Here is an 18,414-nt window from a genome sequence, read left to right on the forward strand (position 1 = left end):
GCTCAGGGCTCCAGTTCGACGGTGAACGAGAAATCGTCCCGGTTGCGGTGGTTCCCGCAGTCGATGCGCAACTCGGCCACATCTTCGCCCAGGAGCTTTTCCAGGGCCGGTACGAGCAATTCGATCGTGACGGTAACCCCGGGTTCCACCTGGATGGGTTTGAGCGGGGAAATGGTTTCGCCCCGGTAGCCCCAGGCGTCCCGCAGGCTGGTGCACTCCCGCAATTCATCGGCGCCTTCCGCGCGGGCGAAGAGGCGGACGCCGTAGCTCCTCCGCACCAGGCCGCTGGAGCCTTCGGGCCAGGGGCCATACAGGGACGCCACAAAATTCGATCGGTTGTGGAAGTTCACCGCGACCAGGCCGCGCGCGGGCACGGTGAGGTCAAAGGCGACGTTCTCGCGCCAGAGGTTGTACCAGGCGATTCCGAGGCTGCTGATGGCGATGGCGGCGGCGGCCACGCCCAGGGTGATAAAGTCGTCGCGGCCGAGCTGTACGCCGGCGAGGCGGCGGGCCAGGCCGAGTTCGATGGGGTAGTGAGACAGCGGCAGGGTGACCGATCCGCCGAGTTCCGCGGCCGTGGTGGCTTTCAGCAGGGCGTTCCACTGCTGGATCCCGTGCCGGAGGTTGCGGAGCTTCTCTTCAATGACCAGGTTGCCGGGGCGGTCACGATCCGCCGCGTAGACCCGCTGTAGATCCTCGCCCAACCGCGCGATTTGTTGCTTGATCTGGGCGCGGGCCGCTTCAATCTCGCGGTCCGCCCGGCGTCGCGCGGCCCTCCCGGCGGCCGGATGCGATTCGAGGCAATCCCGCCAGGAGTAGAGCAGCCGCAGGCGCGCGGCGAATTCGCGCGCCGTGGGCGCGCTGTTATTTGAGTGTTGCTTTGACAAAGTCGCGGAAGAGGGGTTGGGGTTTCAGTGGCGTGCTGCTGAATTCCGGGTGGAATTGCGAGGCGCAGAACCAGGGGTGATCCTTCACTTCAATAATCTCGACGAGCTCGTGGTCGCCCTTGTGGTGGACGCCGCTGACGACCAGCCCGCCTTTCTCGCGAAGCTGCTCCAGGTAGTCGTTGTTGAATTCGTAGCGGTGCCGGTGCCGTTCCTCGACGGAGGGCTTGCCATAGGCGTCGCGCGCCAGGGTGCCCTCCTTCAATTCGCAGCGGTACGCGCCCAGGCGCATGGTGCCGCCCATGTCCTTCAGTCCGCGCTGTTCGGTCAGCAGCGAGATGATGGGGTGCTTCGTTTCCGGGTCGAATTCCGTGGAGTTGGCTTCGGCGAGGCCGGCGCAATTGCGGGCGATCTCGATTACGGCCACCTGCATGCCCAGGCAGATGCCCAGAAAGGGCACCCGGTGGGTGCGGGCGTAGTGCACCGCCTTGATCTTGCCCTCCACGCCGCGGCTGCCGAATCCCGGCCCCACGAGAATGCCGTCGTAGCCCGCCAGCACCTCCTCCGGACGGGCGCCCCGCTCAAACTGTTCGGAGTCCACCCATTCGAGCTTCACGCGGCAATCGTTCTCGGTGCCTGCGTGCACAAAGGCCTCGTTGATGCTCTTGTACGCGTCGTCGTGGCCCACGTACTTCCCGACGGCGGCGATCCGCACATCGCGAGAGGAGCGCTTCAGGCGCTCGACCATGCTCGTCCATTCGCTGAGGTCGCTTTCGCCGGCCTCCATGTTCAGGAGCCCGAGCACGGTGTCGTCCAGGCCCTGCGCCTTGAAGTTCAGGGGGATGGCGTAGAGCGGGGAGACGTCCTGCGCCGAAATAATGGCGTTGTCCGTCACGTCGCAGAACATGGCGATCTTGTGGCGCTCGCCGTCGCTGAGGGCGTAGGGGCCCGTGCGGCACACGATCACGTTGGGCTGGATGCCGATGTCGCGCAGGGAGCGCACGCTGTGCTGGGTCGGCTTGGTCTTCAGCTCGCCCGCCGCCTCAATGTAGGGCACGAGCGTAACGTGGACGAAACAGCAGTTGGGCGGGCCGACTTCCAGGCGGTACTGGCGCAGGGCCTCCAGGAACGGCAGGCTCTCGATGTCGCCGACGGTGCCGCCGATTTCCACGATCACCACGTCCACCGGCTCTTCGGGGTTGGAGGCCATCTGGCGGATGCGGGATTTGATCTCGTCGGTGATGTGGGGGATGACCTGCACGGTCTTGCCCAGGTATTCGCCGCGCCGCTCTTTCTGGATGACGGCGTTGTAGATGCCGCCCGTGGTCACGTTGCTGCGCTGGGAGAGTTTGCAGGAGGTGAATCGCTCGTAGTGGCCCAGGTCGAGGTCGGTCTCGGCCCCATCGTCGGTGACAAAGACTTCGCCATGCTCGAAGGGATTCATTGTGCCCGGATCCACGTTGATGTAGGGGTCCAGCTTCATCATCGCGATCTTCAGGCCGCGGGCCTCCAGGAGCAGGCCGAGCCCCGCCGCGAGGATGCCCTTGCCGATCGATGAAACCACGCCGCCAGTCACAAAAACGTATCGGGTCATTCGAATTCCTTCGCGGCTGTTCGCCGCACCGGGCGCCCGCGCGCCACGCTCCCGGACGCCACCGCAAGGGCGCCGCTGAATACTGCTCCACCGCCGCAATCCCGGGCCGGGCGCCCCCGCCGGACCAAAGGGCGCCGGAGGCGCAAAAACCTGAACGAGCCGCGCGCCGAGAGGGGCGGCGCGGAGGCCAGGATCGCTGGAATGGGGCGCCGCGCGTGTTCCCGAGCGAGGCGCCGCCAATAGCCGGAATTGCTCAAGTGAATGTGGAAAGGGAGGAGGGGGGTCCCGTGTCCCTGACGGGATCGTAAATTATCACAGCGGGGGGTGCGGGATCAAAAGACCGCGCGGCGATTTTTGGGCGGAAGGGGGCGCTGGCCGTTCCCAATCTGCGCCATATTGGAGCATGTCGTGGATGAAAGTTCGGCGTAACTCGGGTACAATGACCTCCGGGCCGAAGCTATTTCGGGCAAGCAGGAATTAACATGTCGATTGCATCAGCAGTACCCCGGGCAGCCGTCTGGGCCGCAGCCGCCGCGCTTTGCGCGTCCTCGGCCCACGCCGGATTCTACAACGACCGGGTCAAACCCATTCTCTCGCAGCATTGTTTCGCCTGCCACGGCCCGGATGCGGCCGCGCGGAAAGCGGGGCTGCGGCTGGATGTCCCCCAGGCCGAGTCCGGCCTATCGGCGGGGCGCCTCGCGGAACTTTTCTCCGAAGGGCGCGACGGGAGCCTGATTTACGAGCGCATTACAGCGCCGGATCCCGCGGATCGCATGCCGCCGGTCAAGAAATCCACGCTGACCCCGGAGGAGATCGAGGTTATTGGCGCGTGGCTCGATTCGGGCGCCGAGTACGAGAAACATTGGGCCTTTTCGCCCCCCGAGTGGCCGGAAATCCCGGCGGTACAGGACAGCGGCTGGGAGCGGGGGAGCATTGATCGGTTTGTTCTCGCGCGGCTGGAGCGGGACGGCATCGCCCCGTCGCCACTGGCGGATCCGGTGACGCAGATCAGGCGCCTGCACCTTGACTTGACCGGCCTGCCGCCTTCTATCGAAGAGGTGGACGCCTTTGTCGAGAACCCGAGCGACGCCGCGTACGAAGCCGCCGCCGATCGCCTGCTCGCTTCGCCCCACTTCGGCGAGCGCTGGGGCCGGCGCTGGCTGGACCGGGCGCGCTACGCGGATTCGCACGGTTACAGCATCGATGGGCCGCGCTCGATCTGGCCCTACCGCGACTGGGTGATCAACGCGATAAACGCGGACAAACCCTATGACGCGTTTGTGGTGGAGCAGCTGGCGGGGGATCTGTTGCCGGACGCCACGCGGGATCAGCGGGTGGCGACGGGCTTCAACCGGAACACCATGATCAACCAGGAGGGAGGCATCGACAAGGAAGAATTCCGGATCGAGGCCGTAACGGATCGGGTGAACACGGCGGGCGCGGTCTTCCTCGGGCTTACGTTGAGCTGCGCGAAGTGCCACGACCACAAGTACGACCCGATCTACCAGGACGAATACTTCCAACTGTTCGCGTTTTTCAACGACGATGACGAAATTGACCTCGAACTGCCGACGCCCGGCGAGGAAGCCACGCTCCGCGAAGCCCGCGCGAAAATATCGGAGATAACCCCGGAGCGGGACGCGTACCGGGAACACGCGATCGCGGAAAAGTTGCCACAGTGGATTGCGGGGCTGGATCCGGAGGACGTGAAGACCTGGCATCTGAAGGAGCAGGAAGCGGTGGCGCGCCCGATTGCGGAGTGGACCGACGAGCACCGCGCCATGATGGAAAAGCGCTTCCTGGGCATGGACGCGGAGTATCAGGCCTTCGAGAAGCGGATTCGCGAGATTGAGAGCACGATGCCCGGCGTGGCGCGCACCATGGTGCTCCGGCGTCGCGCCGAACCCCGCAAATCCCATGTGTTTGTGCAGGGGGACTTCACGCGGCTCGGCGAGCAGGTTCAACCCGGTGTTCCCGGTGTGTTGCACGACGCCGATCTGCCGGAGAATCCGACGCGTTTGGATCTGGCGCGCTGGATCGTGGGCCGGGGCAATCCCCTGACCGCGCGCGTGACCGTGAACCGTTACTGGCAGGAGCTCTTCGGGCGCGGGCTGGTGGAGACGGAGAATGATTTCGGCTACCAGGGCGCCCTGCCGACGCACCCGGCGCTGTTGGATTACCTCGCGAACCGCTTCATCGCGCGGGGATGGTCGATGAAGGCGATCATCCGGGAGATCGTGCTTTCTTCGGCCTACCGCCAGGCATCGCACGCGCGCCTGGACCTCGAAACCATCGACCCGAAGAATTACCTCTTGGCGCGGCAGAACCGCATTCGCCTCGACGCGGAGATCATTCGCGACGCGACCCTGGCGGCCTCCGGCATGCTCAATCCCGCGATCGGCGGCCCGGGTGTTTACCCGCCACTGCCCGACGGCGTCATGAAGTTGGGCCAGGTAAGCCGCGAATGGGCCACCAGCATCGGCCCCGACCGGTTCCGGCGCGGCATGTATACCTATTTCTGGCGCGCAACGCCGCATCCGTCATTGGTGGTGTTTGACGCCCCGGACGCGACGGTGTCGTGCACGCGGCGATCGCGGTCGAACACCCCGTTGCAGGCGCTGACCCTGCTGAACGACCAAGCCTTCTACGAACAGGCGGAAGCGCTGGCCGCGCGCATTGTGTCGGCACGCGCCGCATCCGACAGCGAACGCCTGGAGCACGCCTTCCGCGTATGTCTTGGCCGCTGGCCCGAACCCCGCGAGAAGGCTGTGTTGCAAGACCTGCTGGCCGCTGCGCGCCAGCAAAGCCCGCGCGCCCCGGACAGGGACTGGCTGCTGGTCGCCCGCGCGCTGTTGAACCTCGACGAATTCATTACCCGCGAGTAAGGAATGTGAGCCGTATGATGTACAACGACCCCGCCGAACGCCTGCTTCACCAGATCACCCGGCGGCACTTTTTCCAGCAGTGCGGCGTGGGGCTGGGCGCGATCGCGTTAGGCTCGCTGCTGGGCGGCGCACCGGCCGCGGCCGCGCCGGCGCACGCGATGGGCGTGATGGGCGGCAAGGCGCATTACCCGGCCCGCGCCAAGCGCGTGATCTTCATGTTCATGGCGGGCGGACCCAGCCAGCTGGAATTGTTCGATTACAAACCGGCATTGCAGAAGTACAACGACCAGCCCATCCCGCAATCCTACATCGAAGGCAAGCGCTTCGCCTTTATGGACTCCTTCGGCAACGATGGCCCGCCCAAACTCCTCGGGACCGTCCGCGATTTCAAACAACACGGGCAATCGGGCGCGTGGGTGTCGGAGTGCCTGCCGCACACCGCCAGAATCGTCGACGAAATCAGCTTCATCAAGACGGTGGCCACGGATGTGCCGAATCACGCGCCCGCAAAGGTGTTCATGAACACCGGATCGGGGCAATTCGGGCGGCCCAGCATGGGCGCGTGGATCAATTACGGCATCGGCAGCGAATCCAGCAACCTGCCGGGTTTTGTCGTGCTGCAGTCCGGCCCGCGCGGGCCCCGTGGCGGCCAGCCGCTCTGGGGCAGCGGTTTCCTGCCGGCGGCGCACCAGGGTGTCCCGTTCCGGTCTGCGGGCGATCCTATCCTGAACCTGAGCAATCCGGCGGACATCAGCGCGGCGGAACAGCGGCAGGTGATCGATGCCGTCAACGCCCTGAACCGCGCGCGGCTGGACGTTACCGGCGATGGCGAGATTGCGGCGCGCATCAGCGCCTACGAGATGGCCTACCGCATGCAAAGCAGCGCGCCGGAACTTATGGATCTCTCCGGAGAAAGCCAGGCCACGCTGGACCTGTACGGCGCGAAGCCGGGCGAGCCTTCGTATGCGATGAACTGCATTCTGGCGCGGCGACTGATTGAGCGCGGCGTGCGTTTTGTCCAGCTGTACCACACCAACTGGGACCACCACGGCGGGAACACCGAGAATCTCAGCACCCATCTGGATGAGGTCTGCATGGATGTGGACCAGGCCTCCGCCGCGCTGGTGATGGACCTGAAACAGCGCGGGCTGCTGGAGGATACCCTGGTGATCTGGGGCGGGGAGTTCGGGCGCACGCCCATGGGCGAAGTGCGCGACACGGTCGGCCGGAATCACCACATCGAATGCAGCACGATGTGGCTCGCCGGCGGCGGCGTGAAGGCGGGCTACACCCTCGGCGAAACCGACGAACTCGGCTTCTCCCCCGTGGCCGATCGCGTGCACGTGCACGACCTCCACGCGACCATCCTGCATTTGCTGGGCATCGACCACGAGAAGCTCACCTACCGCTTCCAGGGCCGCGACTTTCGCCTGACCGACGTGCACGGGATCGTGCAGGACAATATGCTGGTGTGAGGCAGGGTAGCCTTCCCGGCTGACCAGGCCGGCGGGATGCGTGCCCACACGAATTTCGGCGCGATCCTCGGGCAACGAAGGGCCGGTGCGGGGGATTCCTTTCCTGGTGGGTGGCGCAACGTGTCATGAACGGCTGTACCCGGAATAATTCACCCCGATATTTCCGCGAACCCTACGGCGTCCAGATTGACGCGGCGATATACTGCTGCGGGTTTTCCGCATCCGCCCAGTAGTACATGGCCACCAGCTTCCCGTCCGGACGCTGCACCAGGCGTGGATAGCCCATGTCCGCCCACCCATCCGTGCTCTGGTAGCCCGACCGGATCTCGAACTCTTCGCCCCACGTCTTGCCATCGTCGCCGCTGTATTTCCCCGCCATCACCTCCGCGTCCCGATCGCCGTAGATGCAGCAAAGCCGCCCGTCCGCCAGGCGCACCGTCGCGGGTGGATTCGAGTTCTCCGCGATCTTTTTCACCGTGCTACGGTATTGCCACGTTTTCCCCCCGTCCTCCGACAAGTACGCGTCAATCGTGCTCTCCAGGATCGACTTGTCCACGTAGATCTTCCGGAACGTGGACAACAGCCGATCCCCGGCGAGGCGCACCGTGCTCGGCATCACGGCGCGGTACTCTTCGGTCTCCGGCGTCATCCACGACACAAACTCGAAGTTCAGGCCGCCGTCCGTGGTTCGGATACACGCGATCCGGCATCCCCGTAGGTCCCCCCACGCGTTCGCCGTGATGAACAGCAGGCACTCGCGTGGCCCCAGGACGATGTAGTCCGTGCGGGGATTCAATTCCATGCCCTTCAGCTCCGGATGGCGGTGGATATCCCCGAGAAACCAAGGCCCCTCCCACGTCGCGCCGCGATCGTATGAGTAGTAGAAGCCCGCCTCGGGATCCTCGTTCCCATGGTAGCCCGTCGCGAACACCCGCATCGCAAAGCCCGGGTCCGAAAAGACCAGCGGCGTCTCCAGGCGTTTCTTTCCCGCTGGCAGCCATTTCTCATTCTCATCATCCAGAAAATTCTCCGGATCGAACACCGACCACGACGCGCCGCCATCCAGGCTCCGCGCGAACACGCTGTGCTGGATCCCCGTCAGGTTGTGCCCCTCACGCGAAACGTAGTCCCCCCGCGTCAGTCCCACCAGGATCTCCTCCCCCCAATGCCACGCCCCGTTGTTCGCCGGCCAGCCGTGGAACTTGTCCTGCTCTATGGCGGCGATGTGGTGCGTAATATCCGCCGGGGCGCCCGCGCCCGCGCCCATCGCGAGAGAAATCGAAACACACAGAATCGCATATCGCATCGGAACAGACCTCGTTTGAATCCAAGCACAGCCAACCGGCCACGGCATCGTAGCATATCGATGCAACGGGAAGTAGCATGCGCATCACGCCCCGCCAAGTGCTCCACGCGCGCCTGTCAGTCCACCCGGCGAAAGAAGCGGCTCCCCGGGAGGTTGGGCATCCTTGCCTGACCCAACAACCGCCCCGACACGACTACGCCGCCCCCCGCCGCCATCCCACCCCACCTGTGCCACGCGATGGCGCCCCAGGCGCCTTCGTGTGCCTGGAGCAACGCATCCCCAATCCCACCAACGCTACCCCACACGAGCGGCGCAAAAGAGGCTACAAGTCCGCCGCAGGCGGATTGGGCATCCTGCCCGACTCAGCAGGGGCGCCCGACGCCACGACCGCGACATTGGCCGGCACGCGGGCGTAACGTTATTTGGAGAAACCCGTGGGGCGCCCCAGGTCTGGCGCTCGCAATCCGTCGGGGAGAATGCCCAACCTCCTGGATAACTCGCGCGGATTTGGGTTAATGGGTGAAACGCCCTCGTAGGATCGCGGGCGCGCGCTGTGACAAGCGCGGACACTTATTCCGCCTGCGGCGGACTTTCGGCCCACGTTGGCGCACGATGCTGGATTCGGCGGGGCATACAAAGGTGTAATGGGATCTCGGAAGTGGAGGCCGGGATTCAGACTCTAAGCGCAACCGCACGATAAATCTTCATTGCATTGGAGTCCCAAGTACATATATCCTGATTCTGAGGCACGAATACATCAATACAATGCGGGAGACACCCATGGCCTGCAAACCCGATACCTTCCGGGAGATTCACCGCACCTTTGACTCCGGGACACCGTGGCGTCCCGGACTCCGGCTTGAACCGGTGGTGAGTGGGCTTTGGATGGCGATCGGCCTGGTCGTATCGATCCCCGTGACGGTAGCGTACGTGTATTACCTCGGTTCCCGTTTGGCGAATTACACCGCCCATTCCGTCCTGCTGGACTATCTCCTTCTTGCGCTGGTGCTTTTGGTCTCTCCCGCGGCAGGAGGCTTCTTTTGCCGTTTTCGGCTACTTGGCGACGCGGGCGAGCATATGACGGGCAACGATCCCCCCCAAAAGTGGTTCACCCTCCTGCGGGAAATCGCGACGTCGGATTCCTTGATGTCGCGCTTGAATCCGCCCCATCCGGATACCGCGCGCAAGAGCCGAGTTGGCGGCGCTATTCCGGGTTTTGCGGGCGCGGCGCCGCTGTACTATCTATTGGCCGGCATGGCGATTCTTGCCTTCTGCTTCATGCTGTTTCTCTTGCACCCCATCGGCCGCGACGACCTGCCGATGATCGGCGCCGCCGCAATCTGGGTGGGTGGGCCACTCTCGCTGGTGTCGCTCGTAAGTCGGCGTATGCGCCACGGCGTGCGCCTGCTGGGGCCGGGATGCTCCGGACCGCTCGAACAGGACGCGCCCTGCCGCTTCGAGGATGTTGAAGCGGCGGCCCTCCAATGGGATCGGCTCCTCGCCGTCCCGTACCTCAAGCTGACCATTCAAGGCAGGAAGATCCGTTACTACAGCCTGGAAAGCGACCCGGTGCACCTGCTGCGGGTCGCGAGATTCCGCCTGCCCCACCTGACGCTGACGCACTAACACGGGACGTTAAGCAGGATGTCGATCCCCGGGCGGCCACAGCCGAACCTCATCCTGTCAATCCTGTCCATTCACTCGCCCCCAACGCGCCGCAGCGTCAACCCACGCTTCTCCACGCCGTCCATGTTCACATTGTAGGTCCGCGACCAGGTCTTGCTCGCGCCTTCGTACGCCACCTGCACAAACAGGTCCGCGTCCTCGCCAGCGCCTTCGATCACGTACCCCGCGCGCTCGGGCAGACCGGTGAACGTGACCGGGACATAACCCGCGCCGCCGTGGATCGTGATTTCCGCCTCGCCGTTGCTATCCGTCGCGATTTCCGCGGGATAGTTCCGCGCCACGGCGCCCTTCGCGGCATCGATGCGCAGGTTGTTCATGGCCGCGAGCCGGTGCACGGGCTTCCAGGTGTCGATATTCGCCTCCAGGTGCTCCTTGAAGGCTTCGTTCGGCCCGTAATAGCTCCCGGGCTCCGCCGGAATCACCACCAGCTCAACCTCGGCCTCAACGAAGTCCCCCGGGAGCAATTCCGTGCTGCCGGGCGGCGGCACGAGTTCGACATTCGCGCTCGGCAGACCGTTCTCCGTGCCATAGACGGCCGCGAAGGGTTGCGGGACGTCCTGGCCCCCCAGGCGGGCCTTCCAGGCGCGAATGATGAGTCCGCGGTTCGCCCACGCGCCCTGCGGGTGGTTGGCGTTGCGCTCGCCGCCGTGAAGCGAGAACCAAGGCGCGGCGCCTTCGCAGGGGATGGCGGCGCGGTGGTACTCTTCGCCGCCCCGGGGCGTTTCCCATTCCTCGGCGAGCTCCGACGCGTTCCCGCGCGCGATCATGGTGAACTGGTGGTCGTTGTAGTGGTCCGCGCCCAGCTGATAGAAGGCGAGCCGCGACCAGGCCACCGGCTTCTTCACGTCGTAGCGGAAGGTGTGCCAGGCGCGGCCTACATCGTCGCAGCGCGGCGAGGAGACTTCGAAGCGCGCCTCGATTTCGCCGCCCGGCGTCTGGCCCGCGTAGACCGTGCGCGTCAGGTTCGGGCCCGGCTCCAGGTAGGCCGCGCGCATCCGGCTGAGGTACTGCTTCTTCCCCGCGGCGTCAAAATACACCAGGAAGTCGCCCCCGCCCACATTCACGGTCCACTGCCACGGCCCGCCCCGCATGCCCGTCACCATCAGGGGGCGCACATCGTCGATGATGGATCGGTTCAGATTGACGTCTGGGTCGTAACAGATTGTCTCGCCCCAACTGCCGATGGCGACCTGGTCCCAGCGCTGGTTGGTCCCCCAGCCCACGAGCGAAAGCTGCGCGTGCGACACGGCGGGCGCGCCGCCCCACCGCGCATAGGCGATGGCCATTTCCCCTTTCCACGTTTCGCCCGGGGCGACCTCAATCATCGTGAGGCCATGAAACCAAGGTCCCTCATACAGCAACCGCCGGTCGGGGAGCGAGTGCCAGTTCTTCGAGACCTGCACGGGGATGCCGGTCGGATGGTCCGCCGCGTCGCGCAGCATGGGGATCATGCCCACGACGCCGGTGAAGGCGCCATCGAAGGCGAAGTTCAGCGGCGCGCGCAGCGGCTGGTCGCCGGGGTTTTCGATGCGGACCGTGAAGCGATCGAGGCGATCCGGCTCCTCCGACAGGCTCCAGCCGGCCTCGGGTAGATCGACATAGCGCCAGCCGCGCAAGGCATCAAACGTGACCGGCACGGCCTCGCCCGTCCGCCGGTCGGCTACTGTGATTCGCGGCTCGGGCTGTGGCGCGGCAAGTGCGGCGCCATCGGCGCCCAGGGCCAGACTGACGCGGATGGGCTCTCCCGCCTTCCAGTGCGCCCGCGGCGCCGTTTCCTCGACGCGATGCGCCCCCTGAGTGAAGCCGATCCCGATGCGGGAATCGGCCAGGTCGGCCTCCGGCGTGATTTCCAGGAAGACGCGCAGTTCATCGGGCCACGCGATGACCTCCAGGCGCGCCGTCGCGGGCAGCGCGCCGCCGTCCTCGCGCTCGAACACGAGTTGTTGAATGTCGAAGCGCTGTGCGACCTGTCCGCTCTCGATGAGGCGGACCGGGTAGGCGGCGTGGTCGCTGGTGTCCTCCGCGGCCCGGATAAACCGGTACCGCGCGCCATCCGCCTCGACCAAGAGCGACAAGGCCGCCGGTGGAAGCGAGAACACCACGTCGTTGCTGCCGGCCACGGCCTCGGCGTAGGGCGCGGGATCCGGAATCGGACCAAAGTGCGGTATGGCCAGCGAATTGACATCGATCGCGAGGCCGTAGCGGCTTGTTTGCACGCAAAGCATCCGCGTTCCATCGGCGGACGCGCCCCGCCAGCCGTGGGGCCACCAGAGAAAGCCGTAATCTCCGATCGCGAACGCGGGAATGGCCCCCGCGAGCGCCAAGACGAACACGATAAGGCGCGAACATTGTTTCATTGGGCTCTCCCGGTTGTCCCCCCAGGGCGATCACATTTAATCCCGATCATGGCAAATGGGCGCAATCTTGAGTCGATTTGGAACCTTGAATCAACGAAAGTGAGCTAGCTGGAGCGCCGGCATCTCTGGCAAGATCAGGGATTCGCCGCAGGCGAAATGCCAGCGCTCCAACACGGGCTCTTTTCTGAGTTTCCAGTGGTTCGTATGGCGATTGGCTCGTACACGAAGTCTAAATGCGATTGCCCGGTTTACCCCCGGCTTACAGCCCGATTTCGGCGACCGAATCCACAATCTGCGTGGGCTGGAAGGGATACTGCTTCAGGTGCTCCCGATCCGTGATGCCGCTGAGCACGAGAATCGTCCCGAGGCCCGACTGCACCCCCGCGATGATATCGGTTTCCATGTTGTCGCCGATCATCACGGTGTTTTCCGAGTGCACGCCCAGGTGGTTCATCGCCAGGCGCATCATCAGCGGATTCGGTTTGCCGATGAAAAGGGGCTTGCGCCCGGAGGCCTGCTCGACCAGCGCCGCCATCGCCCCGCAGGCCGGCACAATGCCATGCTCCGAGGGGCCGGACTTGTCCGGATTCGTCGCGATAAAGTGCGCGCCGCCCGCCACCAGCCGGATCGCCACGGTGATCTGGTCGATGCTGTAGGCGTGCGTCTCCCCCAGCACCACATAGTCCGGGCTTCGCTCCGTGATGACGTAGCCCACTTCGTGGATGGCGTGGGTCAGGCCGCTCTCGCCCACCACATAGGCGGTGCCTTCCGGTTTCTGGTTCTGCAGAAATTGCGCGGTCGCCATCGCGGAGGTGTAGATGCGCTCCGGCTCGATCTCCAGCCCCGTCGCGCGCAGCCGGTAGGAAAGGTCGCGGGTGGTGTAGAGCGGGTTATTCGTCAGCACCATGAACTTGCAGCCGCGTTCGCGCAGCCGCGCAATGAACGCCGCCGCGCCCGGTATCGGCGCGTGTCCGCGCACCAGCACCCCGTCCATGTCGATCAGGTAATTCGTATTCTCGGCAGATTCGCTCACCATATAGCTCCACGATGCGGCCAGGCCATTTTCGCGGTATTGTCGCACAGGATGGGTTACGGCTGAAAACCGGGCTGGATCGCCTGTTTGAACCCCGGATACGGGCCGCGTATTATCAGAAGCAATTCAATAAAACCTCGCGTCACCGCCCGGAGACTCCCCGTGACCAATACCTCAATTCTCTTGCCCGTTCCATACTACCGCCTCGCCATCGTGGCGCTGCTCCTCATCAGCGCGGGCTTCCTGCCGCTAGCCGCGTCCGCGCAGGTCACCCTCGTGCGTGACGGGCAGGCAACCGCCGCCATCATCACGGCGGACACCCCCACGCCCACCGCGCAGTACGCCGCCGAAGAACTGGTCTGGCACGTCAAGAAGGCGACCGGCGTCGCCCTGCCGGTGCATGCGGAAAGCGGCGCGCCAGATGGGCTGCACACGCGCATTTACATCGGCGACACCGCCGCCGGACGCCACCTGGGCCTCGATCCCGTCCAACTCGCGCGCGAGACGTATATCGTCCGGTCCGTCGGCAACGATCTCTTTCTCGCCGGCCGCGAAGACGGTGGCGACCCTTTCGCGGAGGACAACCCCAATGTGGGCCCGCTCTTCGCCGTGTATGAGTTTGTGGAACGCGCCCTGGGCGTGCGGTGGCTGTGGCCGGGCGAACTGGGAACCTATATCCCCCCCGCGGACACCGTGGAAATCCCGGCCATCAACGTCGTGGGAACGCCCTCCCTGCAGTTCCGCCGCTTCTACTGGTACATGATCCGGAACGTTTCGATCGGCTCCGGAAAGCTCGATCCCCTGGACGAGCGATTCGGTTTCTCTCCCGAAGGCGCGCGGGCCTATGGCGAAGCGCTCCAGGTGCTGCTGCGCCGCCACCGCCAGGGCGGGCTCGACGCCAAACCGCCGACGGGCCACGCGTTCAGCGGGTGGTGGCAGAAGTATGGCAAGGAGCACCCCGAGTGGTTCGCCATGCGGAAGGACGGCGTGCGCGGCAGCCTCGATCCGGATGCCGTCCACGTGGACATGTGCGTGAGCAATCCGAGCCTGCATGACTTCATCGTGAGCCAGTGGGACGGCGAGAGCGTGTTGTTGCTGGGCCCGGTGGACCGGCCCGGTCGCTGCGCCTGCGAACAGTGCCAGGCGTGGGACGCGCCCCAGCCGGAAACCCCGCCGTGGTTCGCCGAGCGCGTGTACAAGACCGACCGGCGCGCGCAGGAGGTGTTCTCGGGCGTCACGTCGGATCGCTATGCGCGCTTCTGGCAGGCCATCCTCGAAAAGGCGAAAGCGCGCAACCCGAACGCGCTGGTGTCGATGTCATTCATCTACGAAAACGAGTTTCCCGCGCCCCAATTTGATATCCACCTCGGCCGCCAGATCTACGGCGAGTTCGTCCAGTGGCAGGATCCGCACCTCCGCTGGTTCCCGATGCACGAGGAGCCCTACGCGTGGATCCAGGATCAGTGGCTGGGGTGGCGGAAGACCGGCATGCGGATGGGCTACCGCCCGAACTACCTCCACGACGGGTATGTCATGCCGCACTTCGAAACGCGCCAGTCCGGCGAGTTTTTTCAATTCGCCTGGAAGAACGGCATGGAGGGGGCCAGCTTCGATTCCCTTACGGGCCAGTGGGCGGTGCACGGCCCCCGACTCTACATGCACCTGCGGCTCATGCAGGATCCCGAACGGGACCTGGACGCCATCCGCGCGGAGTACTATGCGGCCTTCGGGCCGGCGGCGAAGACGATGCAACGCTATTTCGAGTACTGGGAAGACTATGCCTTCGACAACCAGATGCGTTTCCTGAAGCTCTTCTGGGACATCGGCCACCGCTACCGGGTCTACCCGCTCGCGGCGCACCACGCTTTCCCGGAAGCCGCGTTTGCGCCCGCGCACGCGCTGCTGGCGCAGGCGCGCCAGGAGGCGGCGGCCGGCGGGGCGCGTGCCGATTTCGCCGATCGCGTGCAGTTCATCCAGACCGGCCTCGACCACGCGCGCCTCGCGACGAAGGTCACCACGCTCTTCGACGGACAGGAACTGCCACCCGAAGCCAACCGCGACGCCGCGCGCGACGCGGTGGAGGAACTCGTCGCCTTCCGAAAGGCCCACGAGCACCTCTTTTTCTCCGATCTCCTCTGGGTCACGTCCTACTGGGAGCGGGAGAATCTGAAACTCGAGGAATTGATGCAATAAGCTCGCGCACCGCCTTCAGGCACAACGGAAAACCGGCGCCGCTGTGCGATTCCCGGGTTTTCCTGTGCTACACTGCCTTTTTCATTCGTGTATTAACCCCCGAATTACCACGAGGAACGCCCGCCATGACGTTTCGTCGCGCCACCGCGCTGATCCTGTCCCTCCTGCTTGCCCCGGCGTACGCCGCCGAAACCTTCACCTTCGGCGCGATCGCCGACTGCCAGTATTGCGACGCCGACACCGCCGGTGTCCGGCAATACCGCGACTCGCCGGCGAAGCTCCGCGCCGCGGTGGATCACCTCAACACGCTCGACCTGGAGTTTACGGTCCACCTGGGCGACTTCATCGACAAGGACTGGGAGAGCTTCGACGTGGTCGGCCCGATCTATAAGTCCCTGAAGATGCCGGCCTACCACGTGCTTGGCAACCACGATTACTCCGTGGCGGATGACAAGAAAGCGGGCGTGCACCAGCGCCTGGGCATGCCCGCCCGTTACTACGACTTCATAATCCACGGCTGGCGCTTCATCGCGCTGGACGGCAACGACATCAGCCTCCACGCCTACCCCAGGGGCAGCGCGGAATACGCCGCGGCGGAAAAGTACTACGCGGACAACCAGATCGAGTCGCCCACCTGGAACGGCGCGATCGGCCCCGACCAGCTGACGTGGCTGCGCGGCGTGCTTGATGACGTCACGGCGCGCGGCGAGTCGGCCGTGCTCATGGCGCATTTCCCGGTGTATCCCGAAGATCCGCACAACCTGTGGAATGCCGAAGAGATCCTGGCGCTTGTTGACGAGTACCCATGCGTCAAGGCGTACATTAACGGCCACAACCACAAGGGCGCCTATGCCGAGCGCAATGGGGTCCACTACGTGACCTTTAAGGGCATGGTGGACACCGCCGAGAATTCCTACGCGACGGTGACGGTCACCCCGGAGGAACTCAAGATCACGGGCTTTGGCCGCGAAGAGGACCGCGCGCTACTCATCCGCAAGGCGAGCTTCCTCAACCCCGTCCCGAAACTGATGAGCCTCGTGCCGCCGCTTTGGTCGGACGTGCACAAGAGCACGCCGGATAGCGACGTGGAATTGCCCATCGCCGATACGCCGTTCATGGAGCACGTGCGGAAGGATATCGCGCCCGACACCAGCCGGGCCTTTCCCGCCCCCCATCCGCCCGCGCAGATAGAGGCCATCACCCCGCCGATCACCACGCCGGCGATTAAGCAGGGCGCCCTGACGTGGGTTGGCGCGGAAGATGGCCTCTTTCATAGCCAGGACGGCGAATCCTACACGCGCCACGCGAGCTACGGCGTGGACGGGCCGCTCTCCAACCGCATCGCGGGCCTCGCCGCGGACTCCCGTGGCGCGCTCTGGGTCGCCACGCCCGCCGGGCTGAGTTCGCGCGACGCGGAGGGGAACTGGTCCAGTTTTCGCGGCCGCGAAGGACTGCCCTGGGAGGAACTCACCTGTATCGCCATCGACGCCAGCGACCGAATCTGGCTGGGCAGCACGCGGGGCCTGATCCAGTACCGCCCCTACGAAGAAGGCCGCCAATGGTATTACCGCGCCGGCGAGCGCTACCTGCCGCACGACCATGTGACGGGCCTCAAAATCGCCGAAGACGGGACCGTTGTGGCGTACCTGCAGGGTAAGACCGGCATGACGACCATCGCCGAAGAGCCCCGCACGCTCCACGGCAAAGCCGAACACCTGCTCCAGGAACTACTCGCGCGGAAGATGCGCCTGGGCATGCCCTCGCCCCCGCGCTACGATGATCCGTGGAACCGCCAGAACCCGGTGTGGGAGCCGCAGCCGAGCGATGGCCTCTGGAACTCCTACCACATCACGTCGATGAGCCTGGCGTATGCGCTCACCGGCGAGGAACGCTACAAGCAGGCCGCGAAGGAGAGCATGGAGGCCATGTACCTCCTGCAGAACGTCACCGGCATCAAAGGCCTTGTCGCGCGGACCGTCGTGGCCGCCGATGATCCCTACGTGGAAAAGGCGCGCACGCAGGACAACTGGCACGAATCGCCGGATGGAAACCACTGGTGGCGCGATGATGTCTCCAGCGATCAGATCGACGGGCATTATTTCGCGTTTTACACGTACTACGAGCACATCGCGAAGCATGACCCGGCGGAAAAGGAGCGCCTCGTCAAACAGATCCGGCAGGTCACGGACTATATGCTCGACAACGGCTATCAGATTCCAGACTGGGACGGGGAAGTAACCATGTGGGGCTGGTTCGACCCGGTTTCCCTGAACGACAAGCACATCCACTACCTCGAAAGCGGGATCTACTCGCTGATGATGCTGTCGTTCCTGAAAACGGCCCACCACATCACCGGCGACGAGAAGTACGAGGCGCACTACGTGGATCTCATCCAGAACCACGGCTACCTCAGTAACCTCCTGCTTCAGAAGAAGCTCTGGCCCGACGAGATGAACCACTCCGACGACCAGCTTTCCGCCATCTGCTTCTACCCCTACCTCCAGATAGAACACGATCCCTTCATCCGCGACGCCGTCCACCGTTCCCTCCGCCGCCACGCCCTGATTGAGCGCGACGAGCGCAACAGCCTCATGGCCATGGTCTACGCAAGCGTCGACCCGGAGGATGCCGAGGTGGAAGGCGCGATCCAGACGCTCCGCGAGATGCCCCTCGATCGCCGCAATTGGGCCCACGACAACAGCCACCGCGCCGACGTCACGTTTGACCCGCGCCCGAGCGTCCGCGGCCACGATATCCTGCTGCAACTGCTGCCGGCGGACGAGCGCCTCTTCGAGCGGTGGAACCAGGACCCCTACCGCGCGTTTGACGGCGGCGACGGGCGGCTCGACGGCGCCGGCGTGCACTACATGCTCGCGTACTGGCTCGGCCGCTACCACGGCGTGATCGCCCCGCCGGCGGAGTAGCGCGGCACGGCCCACGCCTCCTCGGGCGCCAGGTCGCGTTGACCGCACCGGACGCCCGGCCTATACTGCGCACGGAT

10 protein-coding genes are annotated in these 18,414 nt (G+C 65.0%); 5 read left to right on the top strand and 5 right to left on the bottom strand.

Features of this window, described 5'->3' with window-relative positions:
- Positions 1-2: 2 nt before the first annotated feature.
- Both KF886_12910 and KF886_12915 read right to left on the bottom strand, forming a co-directional pair.
- Positions 3-887 (bottom strand): hypothetical protein, encoded by an 885-nt coding sequence (locus KF886_12910; protein ID MBX3178255.1) that lies wholly within the window; start codon positions 885-887, stop codon positions 3-5.
- Positions 865-2,478, bottom strand: a complete 1,614-nt coding sequence (locus KF886_12915; protein MBX3178256.1) for a CTP synthase — start codon at positions 2,476-2,478, stop codon at positions 865-867. The genes KF886_12910 and KF886_12915 overlap by 23 nt, the downstream gene beginning before the upstream one ends.
- A 482-nt stretch (positions 2,479-2,960) precedes the next feature.
- On the opposite strand from KF886_12915, the gene KF886_12920 reads away from it, so the two are divergent.
- Together KF886_12920 and KF886_12925 are read left to right on the top strand one after the other, a co-directional pair.
- Entirely contained in the window at positions 2,961-5,363 is a 2,403-nt protein-coding gene (locus KF886_12920) for a PSD1 domain-containing protein (GenBank protein ID MBX3178257.1), read from the top strand.
- Positions 5,364-5,380: 17 nt separating this feature from the next.
- Positions 5,381-6,838, top strand: a complete 1,458-nt coding sequence (locus KF886_12925; protein MBX3178258.1) for a DUF1501 domain-containing protein — start codon at positions 5,381-5,383, stop codon at positions 6,836-6,838.
- A gap of 172 nt (positions 6,839-7,010) precedes the next feature.
- On the opposite strand, the gene KF886_12930 is transcribed toward KF886_12925, so the two are convergent.
- Complete coding sequence (locus tag KF886_12930) at positions 7,011-8,144, bottom strand: exo-alpha-sialidase (protein MBX3178259.1); 1,134 nt, start codon at positions 8,142-8,144, stop codon at positions 7,011-7,013.
- Positions 8,145-8,924: 780 nt separating this feature from the next.
- Here KF886_12930 and KF886_12935 point away from each other — a divergent pair.
- Positions 8,925-9,770: a hypothetical protein gene (locus KF886_12935; protein ID MBX3178260.1), complete on the top strand. Its 846-nt coding sequence runs from the start codon at positions 8,925-8,927 to the stop codon at positions 9,768-9,770.
- A 71-nt stretch (positions 9,771-9,841) separates the two neighbouring features.
- Here the strand turns inward: KF886_12935 and KF886_12940 are convergent, their stop codons facing one another.
- Both KF886_12940 and KF886_12945 read right to left on the bottom strand, forming a co-directional pair.
- Positions 9,842-12,187: a hypothetical protein gene (locus KF886_12940; protein MBX3178261.1), complete on the bottom strand. Its 2,346-nt coding sequence runs from the start codon at positions 12,185-12,187 to the stop codon at positions 9,842-9,844.
- Positions 12,188-12,446: 259 nt separating this feature from the next.
- Positions 12,447-13,181, bottom strand: a complete 735-nt coding sequence (locus tag KF886_12945) for an HAD family hydrolase (GenBank protein ID MBX3178262.1) — start codon at positions 13,179-13,181, stop codon at positions 12,447-12,449.
- A gap of 201 nt (positions 13,182-13,382) precedes the next feature.
- Here KF886_12945 and KF886_12950 point away from each other — a divergent pair, with 201 nt between their 5' ends.
- Positions 13,383-15,413 carry a DUF4838 domain-containing protein gene (locus tag KF886_12950; GenBank protein ID MBX3178263.1) on the top strand — a complete coding sequence of 677 codons (2,031 nt, stop codon included), beginning with the start codon at positions 13,383-13,385 and terminating at the stop codon, positions 15,411-15,413.
- A 125-nt stretch (positions 15,414-15,538) separates the two neighbouring features.
- On the top strand, positions 15,539-18,337 hold the full coding sequence (locus KF886_12955; protein MBX3178264.1) for a hypothetical protein: 2,799 nt from the start codon (positions 15,539-15,541) through the stop codon (positions 18,335-18,337).
- Positions 18,338-18,414 lie beyond the last annotated feature (77 nt).

It is taken from the genome of Candidatus Hydrogenedentota bacterium (assembly GCA_019637335.1).
Lineage (GTDB): Bacteria > Hydrogenedentota > Hydrogenedentia > Hydrogenedentales > JAEUWI01 > JAEUWI01.